24 protein-coding genes are annotated in these 19,972 nt (G+C 32.9%); 8 read left to right on the top strand and 16 right to left on the bottom strand.

What is annotated here, in order from left to right; all coding sequences use genetic code 11:
• Positions 1-129 precede the first annotated feature (129 nt).
• Positions 130-1,209, top strand: a complete 1,080-nt coding sequence (gene fba, locus GM3709_RS00945; RefSeq protein ID WP_066115406.1) for a class II fructose-bisphosphate aldolase — start codon at positions 130-132, stop codon at positions 1,207-1,209.
• Positions 1,210-1,747: 538 nt separating this feature from the next.
• Positions 1,748-2,839, top strand: coding sequence for an RNA polymerase sigma factor, RpoD/SigA family (locus GM3709_RS00940; protein WP_066115405.1), 1,092 nt, complete (start codon positions 1,748-1,750; stop codon positions 2,837-2,839).
• Positions 2,840-2,876: 37 nt separating this feature from the next.
• Here GM3709_RS00940 and GM3709_RS00935 read toward each other — a convergent pair whose 3' ends face one another.
• The 6 genes from GM3709_RS00935 to GM3709_RS00915 form a co-directional block, all read right to left on the bottom strand.
• Positions 2,877-3,095 carry a hypothetical protein gene (locus GM3709_RS00935; RefSeq protein WP_066115403.1) on the bottom strand — a complete coding sequence of 73 codons (219 nt, stop codon included), beginning with the start codon at positions 3,093-3,095 and terminating at the stop codon, positions 2,877-2,879.
• 295 nt (positions 3,096-3,390) lie between these two features.
• Positions 3,391-3,978 carry a CPBP family intramembrane glutamic endopeptidase gene (locus GM3709_RS00930; RefSeq protein ID WP_066115401.1) on the bottom strand — a complete coding sequence of 196 codons (588 nt, stop codon included), beginning with the start codon at positions 3,976-3,978 and terminating at the stop codon, positions 3,391-3,393.
• Between the two features lie 79 nt (positions 3,979-4,057).
• Positions 4,058-4,225: a hypothetical protein gene (locus GM3709_RS20640; RefSeq protein WP_173645691.1), complete on the bottom strand. Its 168-nt coding sequence runs from the start codon at positions 4,223-4,225 to the stop codon at positions 4,058-4,060.
• A 235-nt stretch (positions 4,226-4,460) separates the two neighbouring features.
• Positions 4,461-4,784, bottom strand: coding sequence for a Grx4 family monothiol glutaredoxin (gene grxD / locus GM3709_RS00925; RefSeq protein WP_066115398.1), 324 nt, complete (start codon positions 4,782-4,784; stop codon positions 4,461-4,463).
• 61 nt (positions 4,785-4,845) lie between these two features.
• Positions 4,846-5,100, bottom strand: coding sequence for a BolA family protein (locus GM3709_RS00920; protein WP_066115396.1), 255 nt, complete (start codon positions 5,098-5,100; stop codon positions 4,846-4,848).
• A 147-nt stretch (positions 5,101-5,247) separates the two neighbouring features.
• Positions 5,248-5,820 (bottom strand): hypothetical protein, encoded by a 573-nt coding sequence (locus tag GM3709_RS00915; protein WP_066115394.1) that lies wholly within the window; start codon positions 5,818-5,820, stop codon positions 5,248-5,250.
• A gap of 272 nt (positions 5,821-6,092) precedes the next feature.
• On the opposite strand from GM3709_RS00915, the gene GM3709_RS00910 reads away from it, so the two are divergent.
• Entirely contained in the window at positions 6,093-7,832 is a 1,740-nt protein-coding gene (locus tag GM3709_RS00910) for a R3H domain-containing nucleic acid-binding protein (protein ID WP_066115392.1), read from the top strand.
• A gap of 19 nt (positions 7,833-7,851) precedes the next feature.
• On the opposite strand, the gene GM3709_RS00905 is transcribed toward GM3709_RS00910, so the two are convergent.
• The 4 genes from GM3709_RS00905 to GM3709_RS00895 all read right to left on the bottom strand — a co-directional run bounded on the left by GM3709_RS00905 (position 7,852) and on the right by GM3709_RS00895 (position 10,694).
• Positions 7,852-9,276: an efflux RND transporter periplasmic adaptor subunit gene (locus GM3709_RS00905; protein ID WP_066115388.1), complete on the bottom strand. Its 1,425-nt coding sequence runs from the start codon at positions 9,274-9,276 to the stop codon at positions 7,852-7,854.
• Between the two features lie 136 nt (positions 9,277-9,412).
• The gene (locus tag GM3709_RS20635; protein WP_173645690.1) at positions 9,413-9,553 is read right to left on the bottom strand and encodes a hypothetical protein; all 141 of its coding nucleotides are present in this window, start codon (positions 9,551-9,553) and stop codon (positions 9,413-9,415) included.
• Positions 9,554-9,556: 3 nt separating this feature from the next.
• Entirely contained in the window at positions 9,557-9,646 is a 90-nt protein-coding gene (petN, locus tag GM3709_RS00900) for a cytochrome b6-f complex subunit PetN (protein ID WP_015222656.1), read from the bottom strand.
• 331 nt (positions 9,647-9,977) lie between these two features.
• Complete coding sequence (locus GM3709_RS00895; protein WP_066115386.1) at positions 9,978-10,694, bottom strand: M15 family metallopeptidase; 717 nt, start codon at positions 10,692-10,694, stop codon at positions 9,978-9,980.
• 182 nt (positions 10,695-10,876) lie between these two features.
• Here GM3709_RS00895 and GM3709_RS00890 point away from each other — a divergent pair, with 182 nt between their 5' ends.
• A complete protein-coding gene (locus GM3709_RS00890) occupies positions 10,877-12,307 on the top strand; it encodes a glycosyltransferase family 2 protein (protein ID WP_066115384.1) in 1,431 nt (476 codons plus the stop codon).
• A gap of 190 nt (positions 12,308-12,497) precedes the next feature.
• On the opposite strand, the gene GM3709_RS00885 is transcribed toward GM3709_RS00890, so the two are convergent.
• From GM3709_RS00885 to GM3709_RS00875, 3 genes are read right to left on the bottom strand one after another with little or no spacing between them, the layout of a single operon-like run.
• Positions 12,498-12,770: a DUF3493 domain-containing protein gene (locus GM3709_RS00885; protein WP_066115382.1), complete on the bottom strand. Its 273-nt coding sequence runs from the start codon at positions 12,768-12,770 to the stop codon at positions 12,498-12,500.
• A 28-nt stretch (positions 12,771-12,798) separates the two neighbouring features.
• Positions 12,799-13,182 (bottom strand): DUF2358 domain-containing protein, encoded by a 384-nt coding sequence (locus GM3709_RS00880; RefSeq protein WP_066115381.1) that lies wholly within the window; start codon positions 13,180-13,182, stop codon positions 12,799-12,801.
• A gap of 4 nt (positions 13,183-13,186) precedes the next feature.
• The gene (locus GM3709_RS00875; RefSeq protein ID WP_066115379.1) at positions 13,187-14,689 is read right to left on the bottom strand and encodes a serine/threonine-protein kinase; all 1,503 of its coding nucleotides are present in this window, start codon (positions 14,687-14,689) and stop codon (positions 13,187-13,189) included.
• A gap of 190 nt (positions 14,690-14,879) precedes the next feature.
• Between GM3709_RS00875 and GM3709_RS00870 the strand changes: the two genes are divergently transcribed.
• Positions 14,880-15,365, top strand: a complete 486-nt coding sequence (locus tag GM3709_RS00870) for a DUF177 domain-containing protein (protein WP_066115377.1) — start codon at positions 14,880-14,882, stop codon at positions 15,363-15,365.
• Positions 15,366-15,487: 122 nt separating this feature from the next.
• Positions 15,488-16,432: a glycosyltransferase family 2 protein gene (locus GM3709_RS00865; RefSeq protein ID WP_066115375.1), complete on the top strand. Its 945-nt coding sequence runs from the start codon at positions 15,488-15,490 to the stop codon at positions 16,430-16,432.
• A 379-nt stretch (positions 16,433-16,811) separates the two neighbouring features.
• Here GM3709_RS00865 and msrA read toward each other — a convergent pair whose 3' ends face one another.
• From msrA to smpB, 3 genes are all read right to left on the bottom strand, one after another.
• A complete protein-coding gene (gene msrA, locus GM3709_RS00860; protein ID WP_066115373.1) occupies positions 16,812-17,399 on the bottom strand; it encodes a peptide-methionine (S)-S-oxide reductase MsrA in 588 nt (195 codons plus the stop codon).
• A gap of 1 nt (position 17,400) precedes the next feature.
• Positions 17,401-17,895: a peptide-methionine (R)-S-oxide reductase MsrB gene (msrB, locus tag GM3709_RS00855; RefSeq protein ID WP_066115371.1), complete on the bottom strand. Its 495-nt coding sequence runs from the start codon at positions 17,893-17,895 to the stop codon at positions 17,401-17,403.
• A 93-nt stretch (positions 17,896-17,988) separates the two neighbouring features.
• Positions 17,989-18,453, bottom strand: a complete 465-nt coding sequence (smpB, locus tag GM3709_RS00850) for an SsrA-binding protein SmpB (protein ID WP_066121640.1) — start codon at positions 18,451-18,453, stop codon at positions 17,989-17,991.
• A gap of 131 nt (positions 18,454-18,584) precedes the next feature.
• Between smpB and GM3709_RS00845 the strand changes: the two genes are divergently transcribed.
• Both GM3709_RS00845 and grxC read left to right on the top strand, forming a co-directional pair.
• A complete protein-coding gene (locus tag GM3709_RS00845) occupies positions 18,585-19,592 on the top strand; it encodes a DMT family transporter (protein WP_066115369.1) in 1,008 nt (335 codons plus the stop codon).
• A gap of 46 nt (positions 19,593-19,638) precedes the next feature.
• The gene (gene grxC / locus GM3709_RS00840) at positions 19,639-19,950 is read left to right on the top strand and encodes a glutaredoxin 3 (protein WP_066115367.1); all 312 of its coding nucleotides are present in this window, start codon (positions 19,639-19,641) and stop codon (positions 19,948-19,950) included.
• Positions 19,951-19,972 lie beyond the last annotated feature (22 nt).

Raw genomic sequence — 19,972 nt, 5'->3', positions numbered from 1 at the left:
ATCCTTGAATTGGAAAGTCTAGCTAATTGTCAATTGCCTAAAAATATCCTAAGATTGACCCATAATAGGTTAAGATTCTTAACAAAGAAAATTTTAAAATAAATAAACAAAAGATAAAGGAGGACATTTATGGCTTTAGTACCCATGAGGTTATTATTAGATCACGCAGCCGAAAATGGTTATGGTATTCCAGCTTTTAACGTTAACAACTTAGAGCAGATTCTTTCCATTATGCAGGCGGCCAACGAAACCGATAGTCCCGTAATTTTACAGGCTTCTCGTGGCGCTCGTAGTTATGCCGGAGAAAATTTCCTTCGTCACCTTATCTTAGCGGCAGCAGAAACCTATCCTCATATCCCCATTGCTATGCACCAAGATCATGGTAATAGCCCCGCTACTTGTTATTCTGCTATCCGCAACGGTTTTACTAGCGTTATGATGGATGGTTCTTTACAAGCAGATGCCAAAACCCCCGCTACTTTTGAATATAACGTTGATGTTACAGCAGAAGTAGTTAAAGTAGCTCACTCTGTAGGTGCTAGTGTTGAAGGAGAATTAGGCTGTTTAGGTTCTCTTGAAACTGGTATGGGTGAAGCAGAAGACGGTCATGGTTTTGAAGGAAAATTAGATCATTCTCAACTTTTAACAGATCCTGATGAAGCTGTAGAATTTGTTGAAAGAACTCAAGTTGATGCTTTAGCTGTTGCGATCGGTACTAGTCATGGTGCTTATAAATTCACCCGTAAACCCACTGGTGAAATCTTGGCTATCAGCCGTATTGAAGAAATTCACGCTAAATTACCCAACACGCACTTAGTAATGCACGGTTCTTCTTCTGTACCTCAAGAATGGTTAGATATGATCAACCAGTACGGGGGAAATATTCCTGAAACTTATGGTGTTCCTGTAGAAGAAATCCAAAAAGGTATTAAGAGTGGTGTTCGTAAAGTAAATATCGATACTGACAACCGTTTAGCCATTACTGCGGCTATCCGTGAAGCGGCGATGAAAGATCCTTCTAACTTTGATCCCCGTCACTTCTTAAAACCCTCGATCAAATACATGAAACAAGTATGTTTAGAGCGTTATCAGCAATTCTGGTGTGCTGGAAATGCGAGTAAAATCAAACAAATTAGTCTTGATGATTTTGCCGCTAAATATGCGAAAGGTGAGTTAAATGCTACTGTCAAAAAAACTGTAGCTGTCTAGTTAATTATCTTCATAATATAATTACTTAAATCCCCTGTTTTGGGGATTTTTTTTTGTGACATAGTTTTATCAACGAGAGTCAGTAAACACCTATTTTTTATAGTTCACTCGGGTTAGTTAAGACATTTTTCAACTATAGAACTCTTAACTTAATTGCCAATAATTTTATTTTGTATCCTATTTCTTTCCATAAAACCAAATTATTAATTTTTTAATTCAAACTCGATCGACTTTAAATTATTCTTAACAAATCTTGTAATTTTAAGCTTTTTTAAACACTATAGACGGGGATCAATTTTAGAGTGATCCCCATATAATTAGATTAATTTTGCCTAAAACCTTAAGAAAATATATAAACCACTGTAAATAATAGTCAAAAACCCCTTTTATTAGCTACATTATAATTTAGAGATTTGTTATAAGTAGTTATCAGATATTTTTTGTATTAATTATCACAAAATATCCCGATAAAAGGTGATTTATTAAACACCATGCTTAATAATCAAGTTGAAAATGTGGCAAAAAGAGGAGTTATTAAATGAATCAGTTAAGCAGTCAAATAGATTATGATCATAACTTAATCGAAACTGACATTGAACAAGAATTAAGTCAAGTAGTGGCACAATTTTCTGTCAGTGATGACGAAAATGGAAAAAAATCCAGAGGAAATAAATCTAAAGTAGAAGACTCTGTCGGTGCTTTTTTTAAAGAAATGGCGCGGTATCCTCTACTTACTCCTGAAGAAGAAATTGATTTAGCCTATGCTGTCAAATTTCTAAGTGATTGTGAGGAAAAACAACAAGAATTACATCGAAACCTAGAACGAACTCCCAGTAAAATTGAATTAGCTAAGGCTATGGGATTAGAAAATGAGCGACAACTAGACAACCGTCTCTACAAGGGAAGAGTCGCTAAAAGAAAAATGATTCGCTCTAACTTACGTTTAGTAGTATCGATCGCCAAACGTTATTTGAATCGAGGAGTACCATTTTTAGATTTAATTCAAGAAGGAGCTATCGGCTTAAATCGGGCGGCAGAAAAGTTTGATCCCGATAAAGGCTATAAATTCTCTACTTATGCCTATTGGTGGATTAGACAAGCCATTACACGCACTATAGCTAATGATTCTCGCACCATTCGTCTTCCCATTCACATTGTAGAAAAGCTCAATAAACTGAAAAAAGCACAACGAGTTTTAAAACAAACTTTACAAAGACAACCCACAGAAATGGAATTAGCTGATGAAATGGGTATCACTCGTCAAGGTTTACATCAGTTATTGCAATTAAAGCGACAATCTCTTTCTCTTAATCATCGTGTCGGTAAAGGAGAAGACACGGAATTAATGGAATTACTAGAAGACAGTAACTTACTTTTGCCAGAGGAAAAAATGAATGAAACAATGATGCACCAAGAAATTGTTTCTGTCTTAAGTGATGTCTTAAGTGAAAGAGAAAAAGAAGTAATTGTGTTGCGTTATGGTTTAGCTAGTTCAAAAGCTCATACCCTTGAAGAAGTAGGGAAAATTTTTGAATTATCGAGAGAAAGAGTCAGACAAATTCAAACTAAAGCTATGCGTAAACTAAGAAGACCACAAGTAGCAAGACGTTTGAAGGGATGGTTAAATTAATTATTCATATTAACAGTTAACAGTTTTCAATTAATAATTACTCATTTTTGTTTATTTGTTCATCTTCATAGCGGGTATTTTTTTGATCCTTTATTCCCTGAAACGCACAACCGATGACAAAACCTAGAATAGCTCCCCCTGTGACAACAACAATTCTTCTATGTTCTCTTTGAGAAATATGATTTACAGCTAGCGCAATCATGGCGACGATTAGGGATGTCATAATGCCAGAAAAGATTGAAGATTTAACATTCATAAGGTTTTCTCCACTCAATAAATAAGGTTAACATTAAACAAAAACAAATGAATAGACTAATAATAAAAGAGTGAAAACGAACAAAATATGATTCATCCAGTCATCAAAATTCCAATCTTTAAACATAATAATTAGGGTTTAGTTCAAAAGTATTTTTATCAGGTTTACCAAAAGATAATAAGTAAAAATTTGATTGTTATAAAATTTGCAATCATATATATTAAGATATTTGTACTCCCTTCTTCTGTCGTATTATAATAATTATAATACAAGAATAAAAATATTATTAATCAAATTATTTTTTCTGGGACTTTTTTTTAATTTTCCAGATGATGCTAGATGCTGTATTTGTTAAGCTGTGGGCAATAATAGGTATTAATAAATTTCCTGTGATATAAGCAGTGTAACCGAGTAAAAAACCAATGATGGTTGCCCACATAGCATAATGCCAATTTTCTCTATCACTCAGGTGTAAAAAACCAAAAAGAAGACTAGAAATAACGATCGCTACTAAATCATAGCCGAAAGCGGGGATCATTACACCTCTAAATAACAATTCTTCACTTAATCCAGGCAATAACCCTACCCATATTAAGTCAGGAAAGACTAATGGAGTTATTATTAAGTTCAAATATTTTTCAGCACTATTTTTGTAGTCTCCCCATATCTGAGATAAAAGCAAACTCCCACTAATAATACCAATAGCGATGATAATACCTAGTCCAATAGCTTGTAAATTAAATATTACGGGAATAATTTGGATAGAACCCAAATAACGCCATAATTGAGCGATAACTAAAAGAATAAGGGCCGTAACGCCCATAAATCCCAAAATTTGAATACGATTAAGAGTCTCTAATTCTGGTTGATTACTGTCAGCCATGATAAATAGAAAAAATGTACAGTTGATAACTGACGATAAATCAAAAAGAGAGAAAAGTCAAAAATTAATTAACTATTTATTAGTTAGGAAAAGTTTTATTTAATTCTTCGATTAATTCGTCTAATTCTTCAATGGCTTGATTTACATCTAACCGCAACCCACCCAAATCTGGTTTTTCTAAAAGTTTTACTAATAATTTTCTTTTAATAGCGATCGAATTAATTCTGTTAATAATTGCAGTGGTCATAATTTAAAAAATAAAATAACTTATAAAAGTATAGAGGATTTAATGAAAATTTTTAATTATCAAAAAGAGAGATAAAACCTAGAAAAATTTACTTTAAAATAGTAAAAAAAATTAAAATCTAATGGTCAAAAAAACCATCTAAGTTTGCAACTTATAGTCTTAAAATTTTGACAAACAAGTAGAATATTTAAAGAAAATAGTTAATTATTGTTAATTGTTAATTGTATAAGTGTATCTAAGAAGCTAAAGCAACCTCGATCATTTGTTGTAATTCCCCTGTTTGATATAACTCAATTAAAATATCACTGCCTCCAATAAACTCTCCATTGACATAGACTTGAGGAATTGTAGGCCAGTTAGAATATTCTTTAATTCCTTGACGAATATCATAGTCAGCTAAAACATCAACAGTTTCAAAAGGGATACCAAGAGTATTTAGAATTTGAACAACATTGTTAGAAAAACCACACTGAGGCATCAATTTGGAGCCTTTCATAAAAACCACTACTCGGCTACTGTTTACAATGTTATCAATACGTTGTTTTAATTCTGGTGTCATAATAGTTGAGAAATATTAAGCAAAATAATAGTTTAATTCCTAGTTTAACCCATTCAGTCTTTTAGTTTTGAAGGGTAAGCCATGTATCTGGGGTATAAGTTTTTAAGGCTAAAGCGTGTATGGCTTCTGATTTTAATTCACCTTGTAATGCTCCATACACTAATTGATGTTGTTTTACTTTTGTTTTACCTTCAAATTGAGATGAAATTACGATCGCTTCAAGATGATCGCCACCTCCCGTTAAATCTTTGACAAACACTTGTGCATCAGAGATTTCTTGTTGAATAGTTTTTTTGACTTGTTCTAAACTTACCATAAATGATTAAAATAAAAAATTTATACCTATATTCATTATACGATATATTTATTTTTTACACCTAAAATAAGAATATTTTTTCTGATCAAATTTATAATTATCGATGATTTATATAGATTAATAAAAAAGTTAATTTATTTGATTTTGCTAATTATTAGAACCTGTTTCAAAAGGGGTTTCCACAAAACCAATTTCATATAATTGTTGATAAGATTTTTTCCCTAATTCACTGGTAGGATTCTGCGATCGAATAATTTGAATTAACAAAGGTACAGCTAATTCTGGTTTATTTTGTGCTCGATGAACTAAAGCTAATTGATAAGTAGATTCATCTCTTAATGTAGCAGTTCTTAAAGCACCCGATCGTTGTCCTTCTGCTAAACGAGGTTCAATTCCTGAAAAACTTTCTGCCAATTGTAAATAAAAATTAGAAAGTTGATTAAAAACACGTCTAGCTTGTTGTAATTTAGTCGCCGCTAAATCATAGTTTTGAGCATTAATTGCTTCCTCTGCTTCTTTCATCAATTTTTGTCCTCCATCAATACTTAAAAGACTTTCTGTTTGATTGATAGGAGTAACAATATTTTCTTCCGAGACATCATTATTTTGTCCATCCGTAGTTGATTGAGCGAAAGTTGTAGGTGTAAAAGATAAAACCCCTAAAGAAAAAACGATTCCGAAGCAATTTGTAAAGGCTTTTTTTGAGGACAACAATAACATAGCAAAATGATTACTCGATTAAATAGATTGGTTAAATTTTACAGTATCTTAACATTTTATAACCATTGGGAATTTGATAATCGTAATATACATTTTTGCTACAATTATTATCACTTTTCCCTATTCCCTATCTTCACCGATAAATTTAGGAAAATTAATCGTTAAAAGTTAAGTTGCGTTTCAAGTCGTTCAGTAATTCGGGTATCATAAACACAATGGCATCTTTTGCTCAAAAAACCCTCGACTTAAACTTCAGTTTATAAAATTCAAGAATGGAAGAAAAACTGCCTCAACATAGAATGCAGATTACTGATGATCTCGACAAATTATTACAAATTCTACCTTTTACAATTCGCCAATCTGTAGAACAACATCCTCAAAAAAGTTCTTTAATTGAGATCGTTTTAGACTTGGGGAGAAAACCAGAAGCTAGATTTTCTGGTCATAGTTCTTACTTGAGTGATAATTTAGTCAGTCGAGAAGATTTAGAGCATTGTGTAACTAGAGTTGGTCATTTTAGTGCCGATAATCGGGCAGGAATAGAATGCACTTTGCACCGTATCAGTGCTATTCGTAATCGTCAAGGTAATATTATCGGTTTGACTTGTCGTATCGGTAGAGCTGTTTTTGGTACTATTTTAATGATTCGGGAATTGGTAGAAAGTGGTCAATCTATTTTACTATTAGGTCGTCCCGGAGTTGGTAAAACCACTGCTTTACGAGAAATTGCAAGGGTTTTAGCCGATGAGTTGGATAAAAGAGTAGTGATTATCGATACTTCTAATGAGATTGCCGGAGATGGTGATGTACCTCACCCCGCTATTGGTAGAGCGAGAAGAATGCAAGTATCTCGTCCTGAATTACAACATCAAGTCATGATCGAGGCAGTGGAAAACCATATGCCAGAGGTGATTATTATTGATGAAATTGGTACTGAATTAGAAGCTCAAGCGGCTCGTACGATCGCAGAGAGAGGTGTTCAGTTAGTGGGTACTGCTCACGGTAATCATTTAGAAAATTTGATTAAAAATCCGACTCTTTCTGATTTAATCGGGGGCATTCAATCTGTTACTTTAGGAGATGAAGAAGCTCGTCGTAGAGGCTCACAAAAGACGGTTTTAGAAAGAAAAGCTCCTCCTACCTTTCAGATTGCCGTAGAGATGTGGGAACGTCAAAAATGGGTTGTTCATGAAGAAGTAGCTCAAACTGTAGATCATCTTTTAAGAGGTAAACAACCAATTCCTCAGTTACGTCAAGTTAATGATGCTGGAGAGGTTTCTATTACAAGAGATCCTTCGATCGCACCACAAACGGAATTAACAACGGTACAAAATTTAGTGGAAATTCCTATTAAGCCTAGCGGTTTAAGGGCTTCCGGGAAGATGATTCCTCTTTCTTTGACTCATCAACAACCGAATCTTGATTTTGAGAAAATGTTGGCTAATTCTTGGTATCAGGCGGAAGAAACAACCGAAAAAGTACGCATTCCTGGACCTAATGGAGAAGATTTTCCTATTTATGTTTATCCTTATGGTATCGGTCGATCGCAGTTAGAACAAGTAATAGGAGTGTTAAAAATGCCTATTGTTTTAACGAAGGATTTAGATGATGCTGATGCGGTGTTAGCTTTACGATCGCAAGTGAAAAACCATTCTAAATTAATGCAATTGGCGAAAGATCGTCAAGTTCCAATTCATAGTATCAAATCTAACAGTATTCCACAAATTACTCGTACTTTGCGACAGTTAGTGAATATGGACAACCCTGAAACCAACGAAGCCGCCGATTTACGATTATTTACCAAAGCCGGGAATGATGATGAAATCGAAGCCTTAGAAGAAGCAAGGTTAGCTGTTGAACAAATTGTCATACCTCAAGGACAACCTGTAGAATTACTTCCTAGAAATCCGAAAGTAAGAAAAATGCAACATGAACTAATTGAACATTATAGACTTCGATCGGATAGTTTTGGAGACGAACCTAATCGCCGATTGAGAATATACCCTGCTTAAATCTGAGTGAATATAGAAATTATTGGGGATTTTTTCTTTTATCTTTTGGTAAATCAATAAAAACTCGATCGCCCGGTAATAATCCACTTAGTACTTCTGTTTTATCATCAACGGAAACACCAATAGTAATAGGTTTAAATTTGGGATCATTATTTTCATCTGGAATCATGACCCCAGTTTCTCCTTCTTCTGTCACAATAGCAACAGTCGGTACAACTAACGCATTACTTAATTTATCTCCTAAAAAATTAACTTCTACATTCATTTTTGAGAGTAATTTTTCTTGCCCACTAACAATAGCCACTTTAACTTCAAAAGACGTAACATTTTGCTCTACGATCGCCTCTGGGGCTACACTACGAACTACCCCTTCAAATACTTGATCTGGAAAAGCATCGGCAATAATTTTGACTGGTTGCCCTAATTTTATTTGATTTAAGTCAATTTCTGGCACTTTTGCCACAATTTCTAAACCCCTCGCTAAAGCCACGATCGAGCTTGAAGTAGCTGATACTGTATTAGATGCAGAAGTTGTGGGAGTAACAAAAGCCCCTTCCGTCGCAAATCTTTGAGTAACAATGCCATCAAAAGGAGCGAGAACATAAGTATCTTCATATTGAATTTTGGCAATTTCTAAATCAGCTTGAATCGCTTGGATATTTGCCTTAAGCCTTTCCATTTCGACTTTACCGCTAACTTTTCTTTCTTCCATAGAAATTTTGATTTCTGCCACCGCCCCTTCTAAGCGCTTAATTTCTGGATCTTCGGTGGTTTTCAATTCCTCCATTCGTCTTATCAGTTGTTGAATATTAGCCCCCGCAACAATATATTCATTTCCCAACTGATCAAATTGATCTTTACTTATAACCCCTTCTTTCAAAAGGTTTTCATTCCGTTTTAACTGACTTTCTGCTAATTTTAAACGAGATTCAGCCTCCGCCAGTTGAGCTCTCACTTGGTCAATTTGACTAGGAATACGACGTTTTGACTCTTCCAAACGAGCTAAGGCTTGATTTATTTGGGATGAATAGACTTGTATATCTCCTTGCAGTTTTATTTGAGCTTCTTGTAAACTGGCTTGTGATTCTCTCAATCTTGCTTCTGCTTGGATGCCTTGGGCGTATAATTCCTTATTATCCATAACGGCGATCGGTTGTCCTTTTTTAACGATCGCCCCTTGATCTACCAATAATTTAACAATTCTACCCGGATTTTTTGGGCTAATATTTACACTTTGTATCGGTTCAACCGTTCCATTGGCACTAATTTCGAGATTAATAGTTTGTTGAGTGATGGGGACGGTATATTCATCTATTTTCGTGGGGGAATTAGTACGATTCGTTATAACATAACTCATGATTGCTATAAGAATAATACCACCTCCCATAATGCCAAAAATCCAAGGAAGGGGATTATTTTGTTTTTCCAAGTTACTTACCGTCATAAATTAATTAGAAATTAGGAGTTAGGAATTAAGAATTAGAAATTGAGAATTAGGTTAAAGAATATTCCTTTGTTTGTAAACTGCTAGACGAAGATTTGTGATGAATTGTTCACTGTTAATTGTTAATTGCTGATCATTAAATTTTTTTATCCTGATCTCGACGACGACGATCGCGCCATTCCAAAGTAGTAAGATAAAGGATAGCGCCACTGACAAAAATCAACAAAGCAATAGCGATTATAAATAAAGTATTAAGAAGAACTGGTGATGATTCCACAACTTAAAAACCTTTTCTACCCCAAACTACCATTGCGATCGACCATGTAAACAGAGAAAGTACTCCAACCCAACCTAAAGTAAGAATATCCATATTGACTACATTTAAACATTAATTTTAACAATCCTATATTATCACAGGAGTTAGCAATTAGCTTTTAGCTGTTAGCGGGACTTAAACTAAAAATATTAAACTATGAGTCTCAAATCGTTATAAATCAAAGATTTTACATAGATCGATAACTTTTCCTTTTATACCAAGAGTTTCAGCCGTTTTTATGACGTTTACCTAAATCTCTTACTCTGACTGTATTTGAAGCTATTTTTGCACCAAAATTTTTCAAAGTACCGTTAGCTATTAGGAATGCCAAATGACCAATTATTAATGACCAGTGACACGAAATCTCGACCTTTTAAGCAAGGGATTAGTTAATATCAACTATTCTTCCGTATTTGGCGATCGTATTTAAAGAGGGATGATCAAGATTTTGTAACCATGCCCACATTTGATCACCATAGGAAAAATGCCACCATTCTCCTTGATGACGGCGAAAACCTCCATAAATCATTATTTCTAACAATATCTCTCTATTTTTGTGAAATACTACGTCTTGAGAATCAGTAGAGTTTTTGTAATAATCAGGATTCGATCGAGGAGACAGTTCATCAATTTGTCCTCCCATATTTACGTCTATACCATTGTCATCGACTAAAGTTAAATCGATAGCAGATCCTGTACTATGAGGAGGGGGAGTTAAAGGATTATCGTTAGGAATTGCCCAAATTTGATATACTTCATCGTAAATAGACGCTTTTTCCCACGAAGTTAACATATTTGCTTCAAGATTTCGATCGTTACAAATAGAAGTGAAGGTATAATCAACCATAAACTGTTGTACGGAAACGGGACGATAAGCATCAAAAATTTTAATATGCCAATGGGGTTTAATCTCTCCTAATTTTGTTTTAGCCATTAATAATCTACTCAGTACTTCTTTCCGTAAATAGTAAGGGGATTTACCTTGATAATCAGCACCGAGTTTCACATAAGGAGGAGGATTTTCGAGGATAAATCGATCGTCTGGAATTGGCACTAAAGGCTCATGGCACTCTATTATGGGAATGGTTTGATAGGGTTTCATCAATTAATTAATAAACTTATTGATTTTCTTTGGTTTTCAAGAATTAGAGCCGTAAAAAAAAGCATATTACACTTATTTTGATCTTAACTCCCTTTTTGTTCTAACCTTGATTAATTTTTTCTCAATAATGTTTAAAATAGTGTACATCATTGGTAAATTTTATTGAAAAGCCAAAACTAACTATGCCAGAGAAAGATAAATTTAATAATCCAGACGTTAATACAGAATTAGATCCCATTACCTCATTAATAGCAGAATTTTCTGATCCCGAAATAGAAGAAGAAGAATTCAGAAATGATTTTTTTCGAGGTTTATCAGGAAGACGGAAAAAAGCCGCTTTCACCTTAAGTATAATTTGGTTAGTAACGATCGCACTTCATCTAGTGTCGTGGAGTATTTGGTTTGTTTTAATCTTAGGTTGTTTTGTTACGGTTCAAGCCTTACGCTTAATGTTTGCCAATCCTACCCCCATGATTGCCTCTGAAAATACAGAAAATTTCCCAAAAGTTTCTCTGATGGTATCCGCAAAAAATGAAGAAGCAGTGGTAGGAAAATTGGTTAAGATGCTGTTAAGTTTTGATTACCCTCAAGATTTATATGAGTTTTGGGTGATTAACGATAATAGCAGCGATCAAACTGGTATAATTCTCGATGAGTTAGCTCAAAAATATCCCCAATTAAAAGTTTTACACCGAGACGGTACGGCAAAAGGGGGGAAATCTGGGGCATTAAATCAAGCCTTTGCTTTAACCACTGGAGATATTATCGGTGTCTTTGATGCTGATGCGATCGCATCTCCTAATTTATTGAAAAAAGTAGTTTCTTTATTTACTCTTAATCAAGGTGCAATCCAAGTCAGAAAGTCTATTTCTAACGCTGATGAGAATTTTTGGACATTGGGACAATCCACAGAAATGGCATTAGATAGCTATTTTCAACAGCAAAGAATCGCTTGTGGTGGGATGGGAGAATTGAGAGGAAATGGTCAATTTGTCCGTCGTCAAGCCTTAGAAAGTTGTGGCGGTTGGAATGAAGAAACTATTACGGATGATCTCGATCTGACGATTCGTTTACACTTGGATCATTGGGATATTGGGATCTTAGAACATCCAGCAGTACAAGAAGAAGGTGTCAAAACGTCGATCGCTTTGTGGCATCAAAGAAGTCGTTGGGCGGAAGGTGGTTATCAGCGCTATTTTGACTATTGGCGGTTTATCCTCAGTAATCGTTTAAATTGGTCTAAAAAATTCGATTTACTCTATTTCTTTTTAGTACAATATATTTTTCCTACGGCTGCTATTCCTGACTTAGTAATGGTAATTATCCGCCATGATATACCACTTATTGCACCGTTAACCAGCTTAACCTTCCTATTAGCATTTTGGGGAATGTTTACAGGTTTAAAAAGAACAAAATCAGAGAATATTAGTATTACTGATACCTTTAATATGTTGACTCAAAGCCTTTTAGGAATGATATACATGACTCACTGGTTTTTGGTAATGCCAGTTACTACAACTAGGATGTCAATTCGTCAAAAACAACTAAAATGGGTTAAAACTGTTCATGAAGGTTCATCGGATGATTTAGAATTAGGTTTGAATGAAATCTAAAAAGGATAACTAAGTCTTGTAATAACTGAGGTGTTAGGTATTAGGTTAATTTCTAATACGACAAAAAACGAGTTGATTAGAACATTATAAAAATCTAAGAAGTAATTATAATCTATTTTTCCTTTGTCACTTGCCTGATTGCTATACCTAACACTTTTTCTTCTATGGTGGGGAGTTTTTTCTGCTTAAGTCAGTTATTATCTCTATTTTCCCAACGAAATAAAAATATCATTAGAGAAATAACAGCTATTTGAATTAATAAATTAGGAATATTATCACTAACATTTTTACCTGCAATTATTTGTATAAAGAATATAAAAGCTCCGATCGCACCTGATGCACCTAAGCCAAAATAAATAAATTTTCTGAATCCCTTATAAGGCTTTTCTGCTTCGGCTTTTAAATAGGCATATTTTTCTTTATTTATGCCATTTTTCTGGTTATTTTTAGGTAAATTATTCATAAAAATTTGAAAAATATAATTATCAATTTCAACTATTAATTATTTTAAAGTGTTGTTTAATTAAATCCCACACTGAACAGTCCCAATAATCATAATGACCGATAATTAAATTATCTTTTAATTTTAACTCACTTCTACCAGAAACAGACACAAAAGGTTGCCAAGGTAAAGGACTATTCCATGACATTGTCCAACGAGTATCTATTTGATTTTCATTTTCTGTTATTTCATGTAATTCTAAATGTAAATTCTTAAACCATTTTCTCAAAAAACTAATCATATTCTGATACTTTTTAATGCCATAAAAATCATAAATAGGATCTTTAAAATAAACATTCTCCGCATAAATATTGTAGGTTTGATCTTGAGGAAATTTTCTATAATCTTCTCTAATTATTTCTATCAAATTCATAATTTCATCCGTGAACTTCTTGGGTTTGAGTTTTTTCTATATCTAAAATAATTTTGGGCTTTAGTCTTTCTAAATCTTCTTTTAATTTTTTCCTACTTATAACTGCTTCTTCATTGTGATTAATATTTAACATATTACTAACCGAAGCCCATTGTTTTAAACTGGTTCTTTGTTTTAGCATAACTTTAAATGATAATATATTTTGACATTTATTTGGATTATCTAAAGGATAAAATAATAAAAAATATTTTTTAGAATCACTTAAAAGATTGACTACTTGTTGACCAATTTTAGTTTTTAAATCTAAATAACAAGGCAACCAACGAGCTCCATCTTCTGGACTATATAACACCGTAAGCCATAAAATCATTGGATGAGGATAACTTTGAAATAAAAATTGATTATAGCGAATATTGTTTTTTCTCTTATTTATATCTTCACTTTCTAGCATGGTACAAATAGTAGGAAACACTTCTTTTTCAAAAGGAAAAATGCGAGGAAAGACTATTTTTTGTTGTGGTTTATTTTGAGGCCATTTACTCGTTAATAAAAATGTTTCTAACGGTGATTTTTTATTGTCATGAATGTTGGAATAAGATGATTGATTCCTCAAATGAGATTGATTATTTATATTTCTAGCGATCGCTTCTAGTATTTGGATAATTTCTCCAATACTTTGGGGGCGATAATTAGGAGATTTTTCCAAACAACGTAGTACTAATTTTTCTAATTCCGGAGGAATTTTTAAGCTAGAAGAAAATGGAGAGGGGGTTAATTCGGTATGAGCCTTGTACCATGCAGAAACAGAGTTTATCTCTAAATCCCAAGGATACTTTTTTGCTAACATAAAATACATGACCATACCTAAACTATAAATATCCGATCGATTATCTAAGTCCTTCCCTTGTATCTGTTCAGGAGAACAATATCTGGGAGTACCCATAAAGGCTTCAGTTTCCCCTTTTTCATTCTTAACTAATTTGGCAATACCAAAATCAAGAACTTTAATAATCTGTTTTCCTGTTAAATCTTCAATCAGAAACACATTACTTGGTTTAAGATCTCTATGAATAACAGGACAAATTTGTCCTTCAAAAAAGATACCGTTATGAGCAGTTTCCATCGCTCTACAAATTTGAGAGGCAAAATCTAAAAATATTGGAATAGAAATTTCATGAATATCAATGAAATCGTCAAGATTCTCCCCATTGAGATATTCCATCACATAGAAAGGAACTTTTTTTTCATCAACGCCATAATCTGTCACCCTAACAATATTGTCACTTCTTTCTGATAATAAAGCACTCACAGTGGCTTCTCGTTGAAATCTTTTAATCATCTTCATATCATCTAAGGCACGAGACAAAATTTTCACCGCTACATTTTGCCTTTTAGACACAGTATCTTCTGCTCGATACACTATACCCATAGCACCCTGTCCAATTATCTCTTTTAATTGGTAACGTTGTACTAATAAATTTTCCCTAGATAAATCACCCTGACTCATAGTAATTTAGATGGTTTTGTTTTTAATTATAGAGTTTTCTGAGTTTTCCCTCATTATCCTTTTTTGGTATCATCATTTAACAGAACTGTTAAGTAAAATTTATTAAGTAAAATCTCTTTTTATTACTAAATATTTACTTTTTTATCCTAAAGTACAGTTAAATAGGTTTTAACTAAAATAAGGTTTTATTATGGAAAAAATTTATATTCCTCGATTGTTAAAGATGCCTGAGCAAAAAGAGGAAATCATCTTAAATCATCAAATTGCTGGTTTAAATAGTCTTACTCCCGTCAGAGGAATTTTTCAAATATGTCATCGAGGTAATTTTTTAGAATTGCAATTACAAGCAGATACTATCTTAACTTTAACCTGCGATCGATGTTTACAGACTTTTAATCATCGTTTAGAAGTAGATACATCAGAAATTATTTTATTAAAACAACAAGAAACCGACTTAAACTACCCTTTAGAAAGAGAAATTTTAACAGAGGATTTATCGGAAACATTACCCCCTGATGGAGAGTTCATAGTTGATGAGTGGATTTATGAGCAATTATCTTTAGGGATGCCCTTACGTAATCTTTGCGGTAATGATTGTCAACCTCCTGCGATCGAGGCTCAAGAAGATACTACCATTAAAGATAACCGTTGGTCAGCATTATCTCGTCTTAAATAATTGGATTATATCTTTTACACAATTAAAATTAAAATCAACTATGGATAATAAATTATTAATATTATCTATCATTGTTCATTGCTTATTCGCTAACTTCTGCAAGAAGTCAATTATCAATTATTATGGACTTATCCTTAGTTATTCCCATTTATAACGAAGCTGAAAATATTCCTCTCCTCATTTCTGCCATTACTAATAGTTTAAAAGATACTCCCTTGACTTATGAGATTATTTGTGTTGATGATGGTTCTGAAGATGCCTCGATCGAAGTACTAAAAAACCTTGCTAGTAACACTAACTGTCTTAAAGCGATTATTTTACGACGTAATTATGGACAAACTCCTGCTATGGCAGCCGGTTTTGAAAATTCTACAGGAAAAGTAATTATTACCCTTGATGGAGATTTACAAAATGATCCCGCGGATATACCCTTATTATTAAGTAAATTAGAGGAAGGCTATGACTTAGTGAGTGGTTGGCGTAAAAATCGTCAAGATGATGCTTTAACTCGCCTTTTACCCTCAAAAATCGCTAATTTTATTATTGGTAAAATCACTGGAGTAAATTTACATGACTATGGATGTTCACTTAAAGCATACCGTACAGAATTAATTGCTGATCTTAATCTATATGGTGAATTGCATCGCTTTCTACCAGCATTAGCCTATATTGAGGGTGCAAAAATTGCAGAAATTCCTGTTAATCATCATGCAAGGCGTTTTGGTAAAAGTAAATACGGTTTAGGTCGCACTTTTAGGGTGATAATGGATTTACTAACAGTTTTTTTTATAAAAAAATTTCTTACACGCCCGATGCACGTCTTTGGCTTTTTCGGGCTTCTTTTCATGGTGTTAGGAGTTATTATTGGTGTTTATCTCACTTTCATCAAACTGGGTTTACACAAAAGTATTGGAGATCGACCTTTATTGATATTATGTGTATTATTAATTTTAACAGGGGTTCAATTATTTTCCTTTGGCTTATTAGGAGAATTGTTAATGCGTACCTACCACGAATCTCAACAACGTCCTATCTACAGAATTAGAGAAATAGTTGATAGTGAATAATTAATTAAGGGTGAATCATAAAACTATCGTTCAACAATAGACAATGAACAATTATAGTTAGTTAAAATAACACTGAGACAGTTAGAGAAATTATGTAAGGTGGCCATTGTGCACCAATCAAGATTTTTGAAAATTTTTAATATTATTAAACTGTTTCATTCTTATTTTTAATGACTATATCAATTGGTAAAGAGAAGGAAAAGTAAACACAGAATAGGTAAAAGTGATAATAATTGATTTAAAATTATCAATAATTGATTTCCAGTGTTTATTAAATTGAATACCTATAGAATTTCTAAATTATTTGTGAGAATTTTAGATACTTTTAATTTAATTATTAAACTCTAATAGCTGACGGCTAATTCCTAATTCCTAATTGCTAATTTCCCCAAATTTCTGTTAATCTTTGATCTCTACCACAACGATAGCGATAGTATTTGTATAAAAGAGGATTTTTTTTGTAATAGTCTTGGTGATAGTCTTCGGCAGCATAAAATTCTTTGAGAGGTTTTATTTCTGTAAAAATAGGTTTTTTCAGTTTTTTTGCTACCTTTTCTTTACTTTCTAAAGCCAATTTTTTTTGTTGCTCATTATGATAAAAAATAGCACTGCGATATTGAGTACCTACATCACAAAATTGTCTATTCTGCACTGTAGGATCAATATTTTTCCAGAAAATATCTAATAGTTTCTGATAAGTTACCAAATTGTCATCATATTGAACTTGTACTGATTCTGCATGACCTGTTTGTCCTCCCGTGACTCTTTTATAAGTAGGGTTTTTAAGATCTCCTCCCGTATAACCAGAAGTTGTTGAAAAAACTCCTTTAATCACATCAAAAGGTTGCTCCATACACCAAAAACAACCTCCGGCAAAAGTTGCTTTTTCAGTTTTTGCGTTAGCTAAAGGTGTTAGAATTAAAAATGTAAAAAGTATGATGACTATTGTTTTGTTTATTTTGTTCATGTTAGGCTTGGGGTATAAATTTTAAGGCTAAACCATTGTTACAATATCTTTTTCCGGTAGGATTTGGCCCATCTCCAAAGACATGACCTTGATGTCCTCCGCATCTGGCACAATGATATTCTGTTCTAGGAATAAATAGTTTTAAATCTCTTTTCGTACCAAGAGAGTTTTCGATCGAATCATAAAAACTAGGCCAACCAGTGCCACTATTATATTTAGTACTTGAATTAAACAAAGGTAAATTGCAACCGGCACAAGCATAAATTCCTTTTCTTTTTTCATTATTTAAAGGACTAGAAAAGGGTTTTTCAGTACCTTCTTGTCGAAGAATATGATATTGCTGAGGAGTTAATTTTTTCTTCCATTCTTTATCAGATAAAGTGATTTTTTCTGGTTTATTCGTTGATTTAGTTTGGTTAGCTGATATAGTTTGATCAACGGCAAAAGTTAAAGGAAATGCCGAAAAAGCAAAAGTTAAAAAAGTGCGTCTTTTCATCATTATTAAACAAAAATTGACTAGACAAAAAAAGGGCTTTAGCCCTTATTACATAATATAAAACTATAAAATAATTTTTGGTTGAGATTTGTCTTAAAAACGTTTTAATGCTCTTGCCATTTCTCTCTCATCTTCTCTGCGTTTAACGGTTTCTCGTTTATCATGAAGTTTTTTACCCTTACCGACTCCTAAACTTACTTTGATCCACTCTCCTTTAAAATACATTTTTAAGGGAATAAGAGTTAATCCTTTTTGTTCAAGTAGTCCAATGAGTTTATTAATTTCTTTTTTGTGTAACAATAACTTACGATTGCGACGAGGTTCATGATTAAAATATCTACCAGTGGTTTCATAGGGAGAAATATGTACATTACTCAACCATGCTTCGCCGTTACGAATTAAAGCGTAGCCATCTCTTAAATTAACTCTTCCCATTCTGATAGACTTAACCTCTGTACCTGCTAATTCTATTCCCGCTTCGTAGGTTTCTAATATTTCGTATAAGTATCTTGCTTGACGATTATCACTAATAATTTTTACAGTTACTTTCTCAGTCATGGAATGATTATTTTTTGCTGACAATTTGAGTATAACAAATCTCCACAATTTTTGATTTAATGGGGGAATCTCCATCACGATTAACAACAGTTGCATATAATTAAGAAATGTAACAAATATCTTAAATATTGATGCAGTTAAAACCTGATTATAATTCTTCTTTTCTAACTTCCTTAATTCTTATTGCACCTTTTTTTCTTTGGGGCACGGCGATGGTTGCCATGAAAGGGGTTATTCCTCAAACTACTCCTTTATTTATGGCAGGAATAAGAATTTTTCCCGCAGGATTTTTAGTATTATTAGTTGCGATCGCATTAGGAAAATCTCAACCAAAAACTTGGCAGGGTTGGGGATGGATTAGTCTTTTTGCCTTAGTTGATGGTTGTATGTTTCAAGGATTTATCGGAGAAGGATTAATGCGTACTACAGCAGGGTTGGGTTCCGTAATGATTGATTCTCAACCCTTAGCAGTGGCTATTATGTCTCGGTGGTTATTTAAAGAGATTATCGGTTTTTGGGGGTGGTTAGGCTTAACTATTGGTATTCTAGGCATTAGTTTAATTGGCTTACCTGATGAATGGATTATTAATTGGTTGCAAGGAAACTTCACTAATCTTGATTTTAACTGGCAAAATCTTTTTAATAATGGGGAATGGTTGATGTTATTGGCTTCTCTGTCGATGGCAGTAGGTACAATTATGATTCCTTATGTTTCTCGTCATGTAGATGCAGTAGTAGCCACAGGATGGCATCTGGTTTTAGGAGGATTAGTTTTATTCATTTTTAGTTTTCAATTTGAAACTTCTCAATGGGTAAATCTGGATCTTTCTGCTTGGTTATCTCTTAGTTATGCTACTATTTTTGGTAGTGCGATCGCCTATGGATTATTCTTTTTTCTTGCCTCAAAAGGAAATCTTACCAGTTTAAGTGCTTTAACTTTTCTCACGCCCATATTTGCTTTAACTTTTGGCAACTTAATCTTAGGAGAAACCCTTTCTACTTTACAATTACAAGGAGTGTTTTTAACTTTAGTTAGTATTTATTTGATTAATCAAAGAGAACAAATAAATCAATTTATCACTCCAAAATATGTTAAATTTAAAATAGCAATCAAAAATCAACTAAGAATAAATAATTAAAAGTTTTTTGATAGTTTTACTTAATTAATAATAGATAAAAATAAAAATGTTAAACTTAATTAGTAAAATATTTGGTAATCAATTTTCTTATATTCAAGCAAAAGTTGAAATTTATACATGGCAAACTTGTCCTTATTGTATTAAAGCAAAATGGTTATTATGGTTGAAAGGATGCGATTTTCAAGAATATAAAATAGACGGAGATAACACCGCTAGAAAATTAATGATCGATCGAGCTAATGGAAAGAAAACATTGCCTCAAATATTTATTAATAATATTTCGATCGGCGGTTGTGATAATTTATATAGATTAGATCAAGAAAAAAAATTAGATATTTTACTTAGTGAATCTCTATAATTTTGTTATTCATAAAATTATT

Source organism: Geminocystis sp. NIES-3709 (assembly GCF_001548115.1).
In the GTDB taxonomy this organism is placed as follows: Bacteria; Cyanobacteriota; Cyanobacteriia; order Cyanobacteriales; family Cyanobacteriaceae; genus Geminocystis.
The sequence above is the reverse complement of the archived record's forward strand: the minus strand, read 5'-3'. Positions and strand labels throughout refer to the sequence as shown.

Excerpts from the sequence above, each read along its gene's own strand:
- fba (WP_066115406.1), top strand. The coding sequence starts at position 130 with ATGGCTTTAGTACCCATGAGGTTATTATTAGATCACGCAGCCGAAAAT.
- GM3709_RS00940 (WP_066115405.1), top strand. The coding sequence starts at position 1,748 with ATGAATCAGTTAAGCAGTCAAATAGATTATGATCATAACTTAATCGAA.
- GM3709_RS00935 (WP_066115403.1), bottom strand. The coding sequence starts at position 3,095 with ATGAATGTTAAATCTTCAATCTTTTCTGGCATTATGACATCCCTAATC.
- GM3709_RS00930 (WP_066115401.1), bottom strand. The coding sequence starts at position 3,978 with ATGGCTGACAGTAATCAACCAGAATTAGAGACTCTTAATCGTATTCAA.
- GM3709_RS20640 (WP_173645691.1), bottom strand. The coding sequence starts at position 4,225 with ATGACCACTGCAATTATTAACAGAATTAATTCGATCGCTATTAAAAGA.
- grxD (WP_066115398.1), bottom strand. The coding sequence starts at position 4,784 with ATGACACCAGAATTAAAACAACGTATTGATAACATTGTAAACAGTAGC.
- GM3709_RS00920 (WP_066115396.1), bottom strand. The coding sequence starts at position 5,100 with ATGGTAAGTTTAGAACAAGTCAAAAAAACTATTCAACAAGAAATCTCT.
- GM3709_RS00915 (WP_066115394.1), bottom strand. The coding sequence starts at position 5,820 with ATGTTATTGTTGTCCTCAAAAAAAGCCTTTACAAATTGCTTCGGAATC.
- GM3709_RS00910 (WP_066115392.1), top strand. The coding sequence starts at position 6,093 with ATGGAAGAAAAACTGCCTCAACATAGAATGCAGATTACTGATGATCTC.
- GM3709_RS00905 (WP_066115388.1), bottom strand. The coding sequence starts at position 9,276 with ATGACGGTAAGTAACTTGGAAAAACAAAATAATCCCCTTCCTTGGATT.
- petN (WP_015222656.1), bottom strand. The coding sequence starts at position 9,646 with ATGGATATTCTTACTTTAGGTTGGGTTGGAGTACTTTCTCTGTTTACA.
- GM3709_RS00895 (WP_066115386.1), bottom strand. The coding sequence starts at position 10,694 with ATGAAACCCTATCAAACCATTCCCATAATAGAGTGCCATGAGCCTTTA.
- GM3709_RS00890 (WP_066115384.1), top strand. The coding sequence starts at position 10,877 with ATGCCAGAGAAAGATAAATTTAATAATCCAGACGTTAATACAGAATTA.
- GM3709_RS00885 (WP_066115382.1), bottom strand. The coding sequence starts at position 12,770 with ATGAATAATTTACCTAAAAATAACCAGAAAAATGGCATAAATAAAGAA.
- GM3709_RS00880 (WP_066115381.1), bottom strand. The coding sequence starts at position 13,182 with ATGAATTTGATAGAAATAATTAGAGAAGATTATAGAAAATTTCCTCAA.
- GM3709_RS00875 (WP_066115379.1), bottom strand. The coding sequence starts at position 14,689 with ATGAGTCAGGGTGATTTATCTAGGGAAAATTTATTAGTACAACGTTAC.
- GM3709_RS00870 (WP_066115377.1), top strand. The coding sequence starts at position 14,880 with ATGGAAAAAATTTATATTCCTCGATTGTTAAAGATGCCTGAGCAAAAA.
- GM3709_RS00865 (WP_066115375.1), top strand. The coding sequence starts at position 15,488 with ATGGACTTATCCTTAGTTATTCCCATTTATAACGAAGCTGAAAATATT.
- msrA (WP_066115373.1), bottom strand. The coding sequence starts at position 17,399 with ATGAACAAAATAAACAAAACAATAGTCATCATACTTTTTACATTTTTA.
- msrB (WP_066115371.1), bottom strand. The coding sequence starts at position 17,895 with ATGAAAAGACGCACTTTTTTAACTTTTGCTTTTTCGGCATTTCCTTTA.
- smpB (WP_066121640.1), bottom strand. The coding sequence starts at position 18,453 with ATGACTGAGAAAGTAACTGTAAAAATTATTAGTGATAATCGTCAAGCA.
- GM3709_RS00845 (WP_066115369.1), top strand. The coding sequence starts at position 18,585 with ATGCAGTTAAAACCTGATTATAATTCTTCTTTTCTAACTTCCTTAATT.
- grxC (WP_066115367.1), top strand. The coding sequence starts at position 19,639 with ATGTTAAACTTAATTAGTAAAATATTTGGTAATCAATTTTCTTATATT.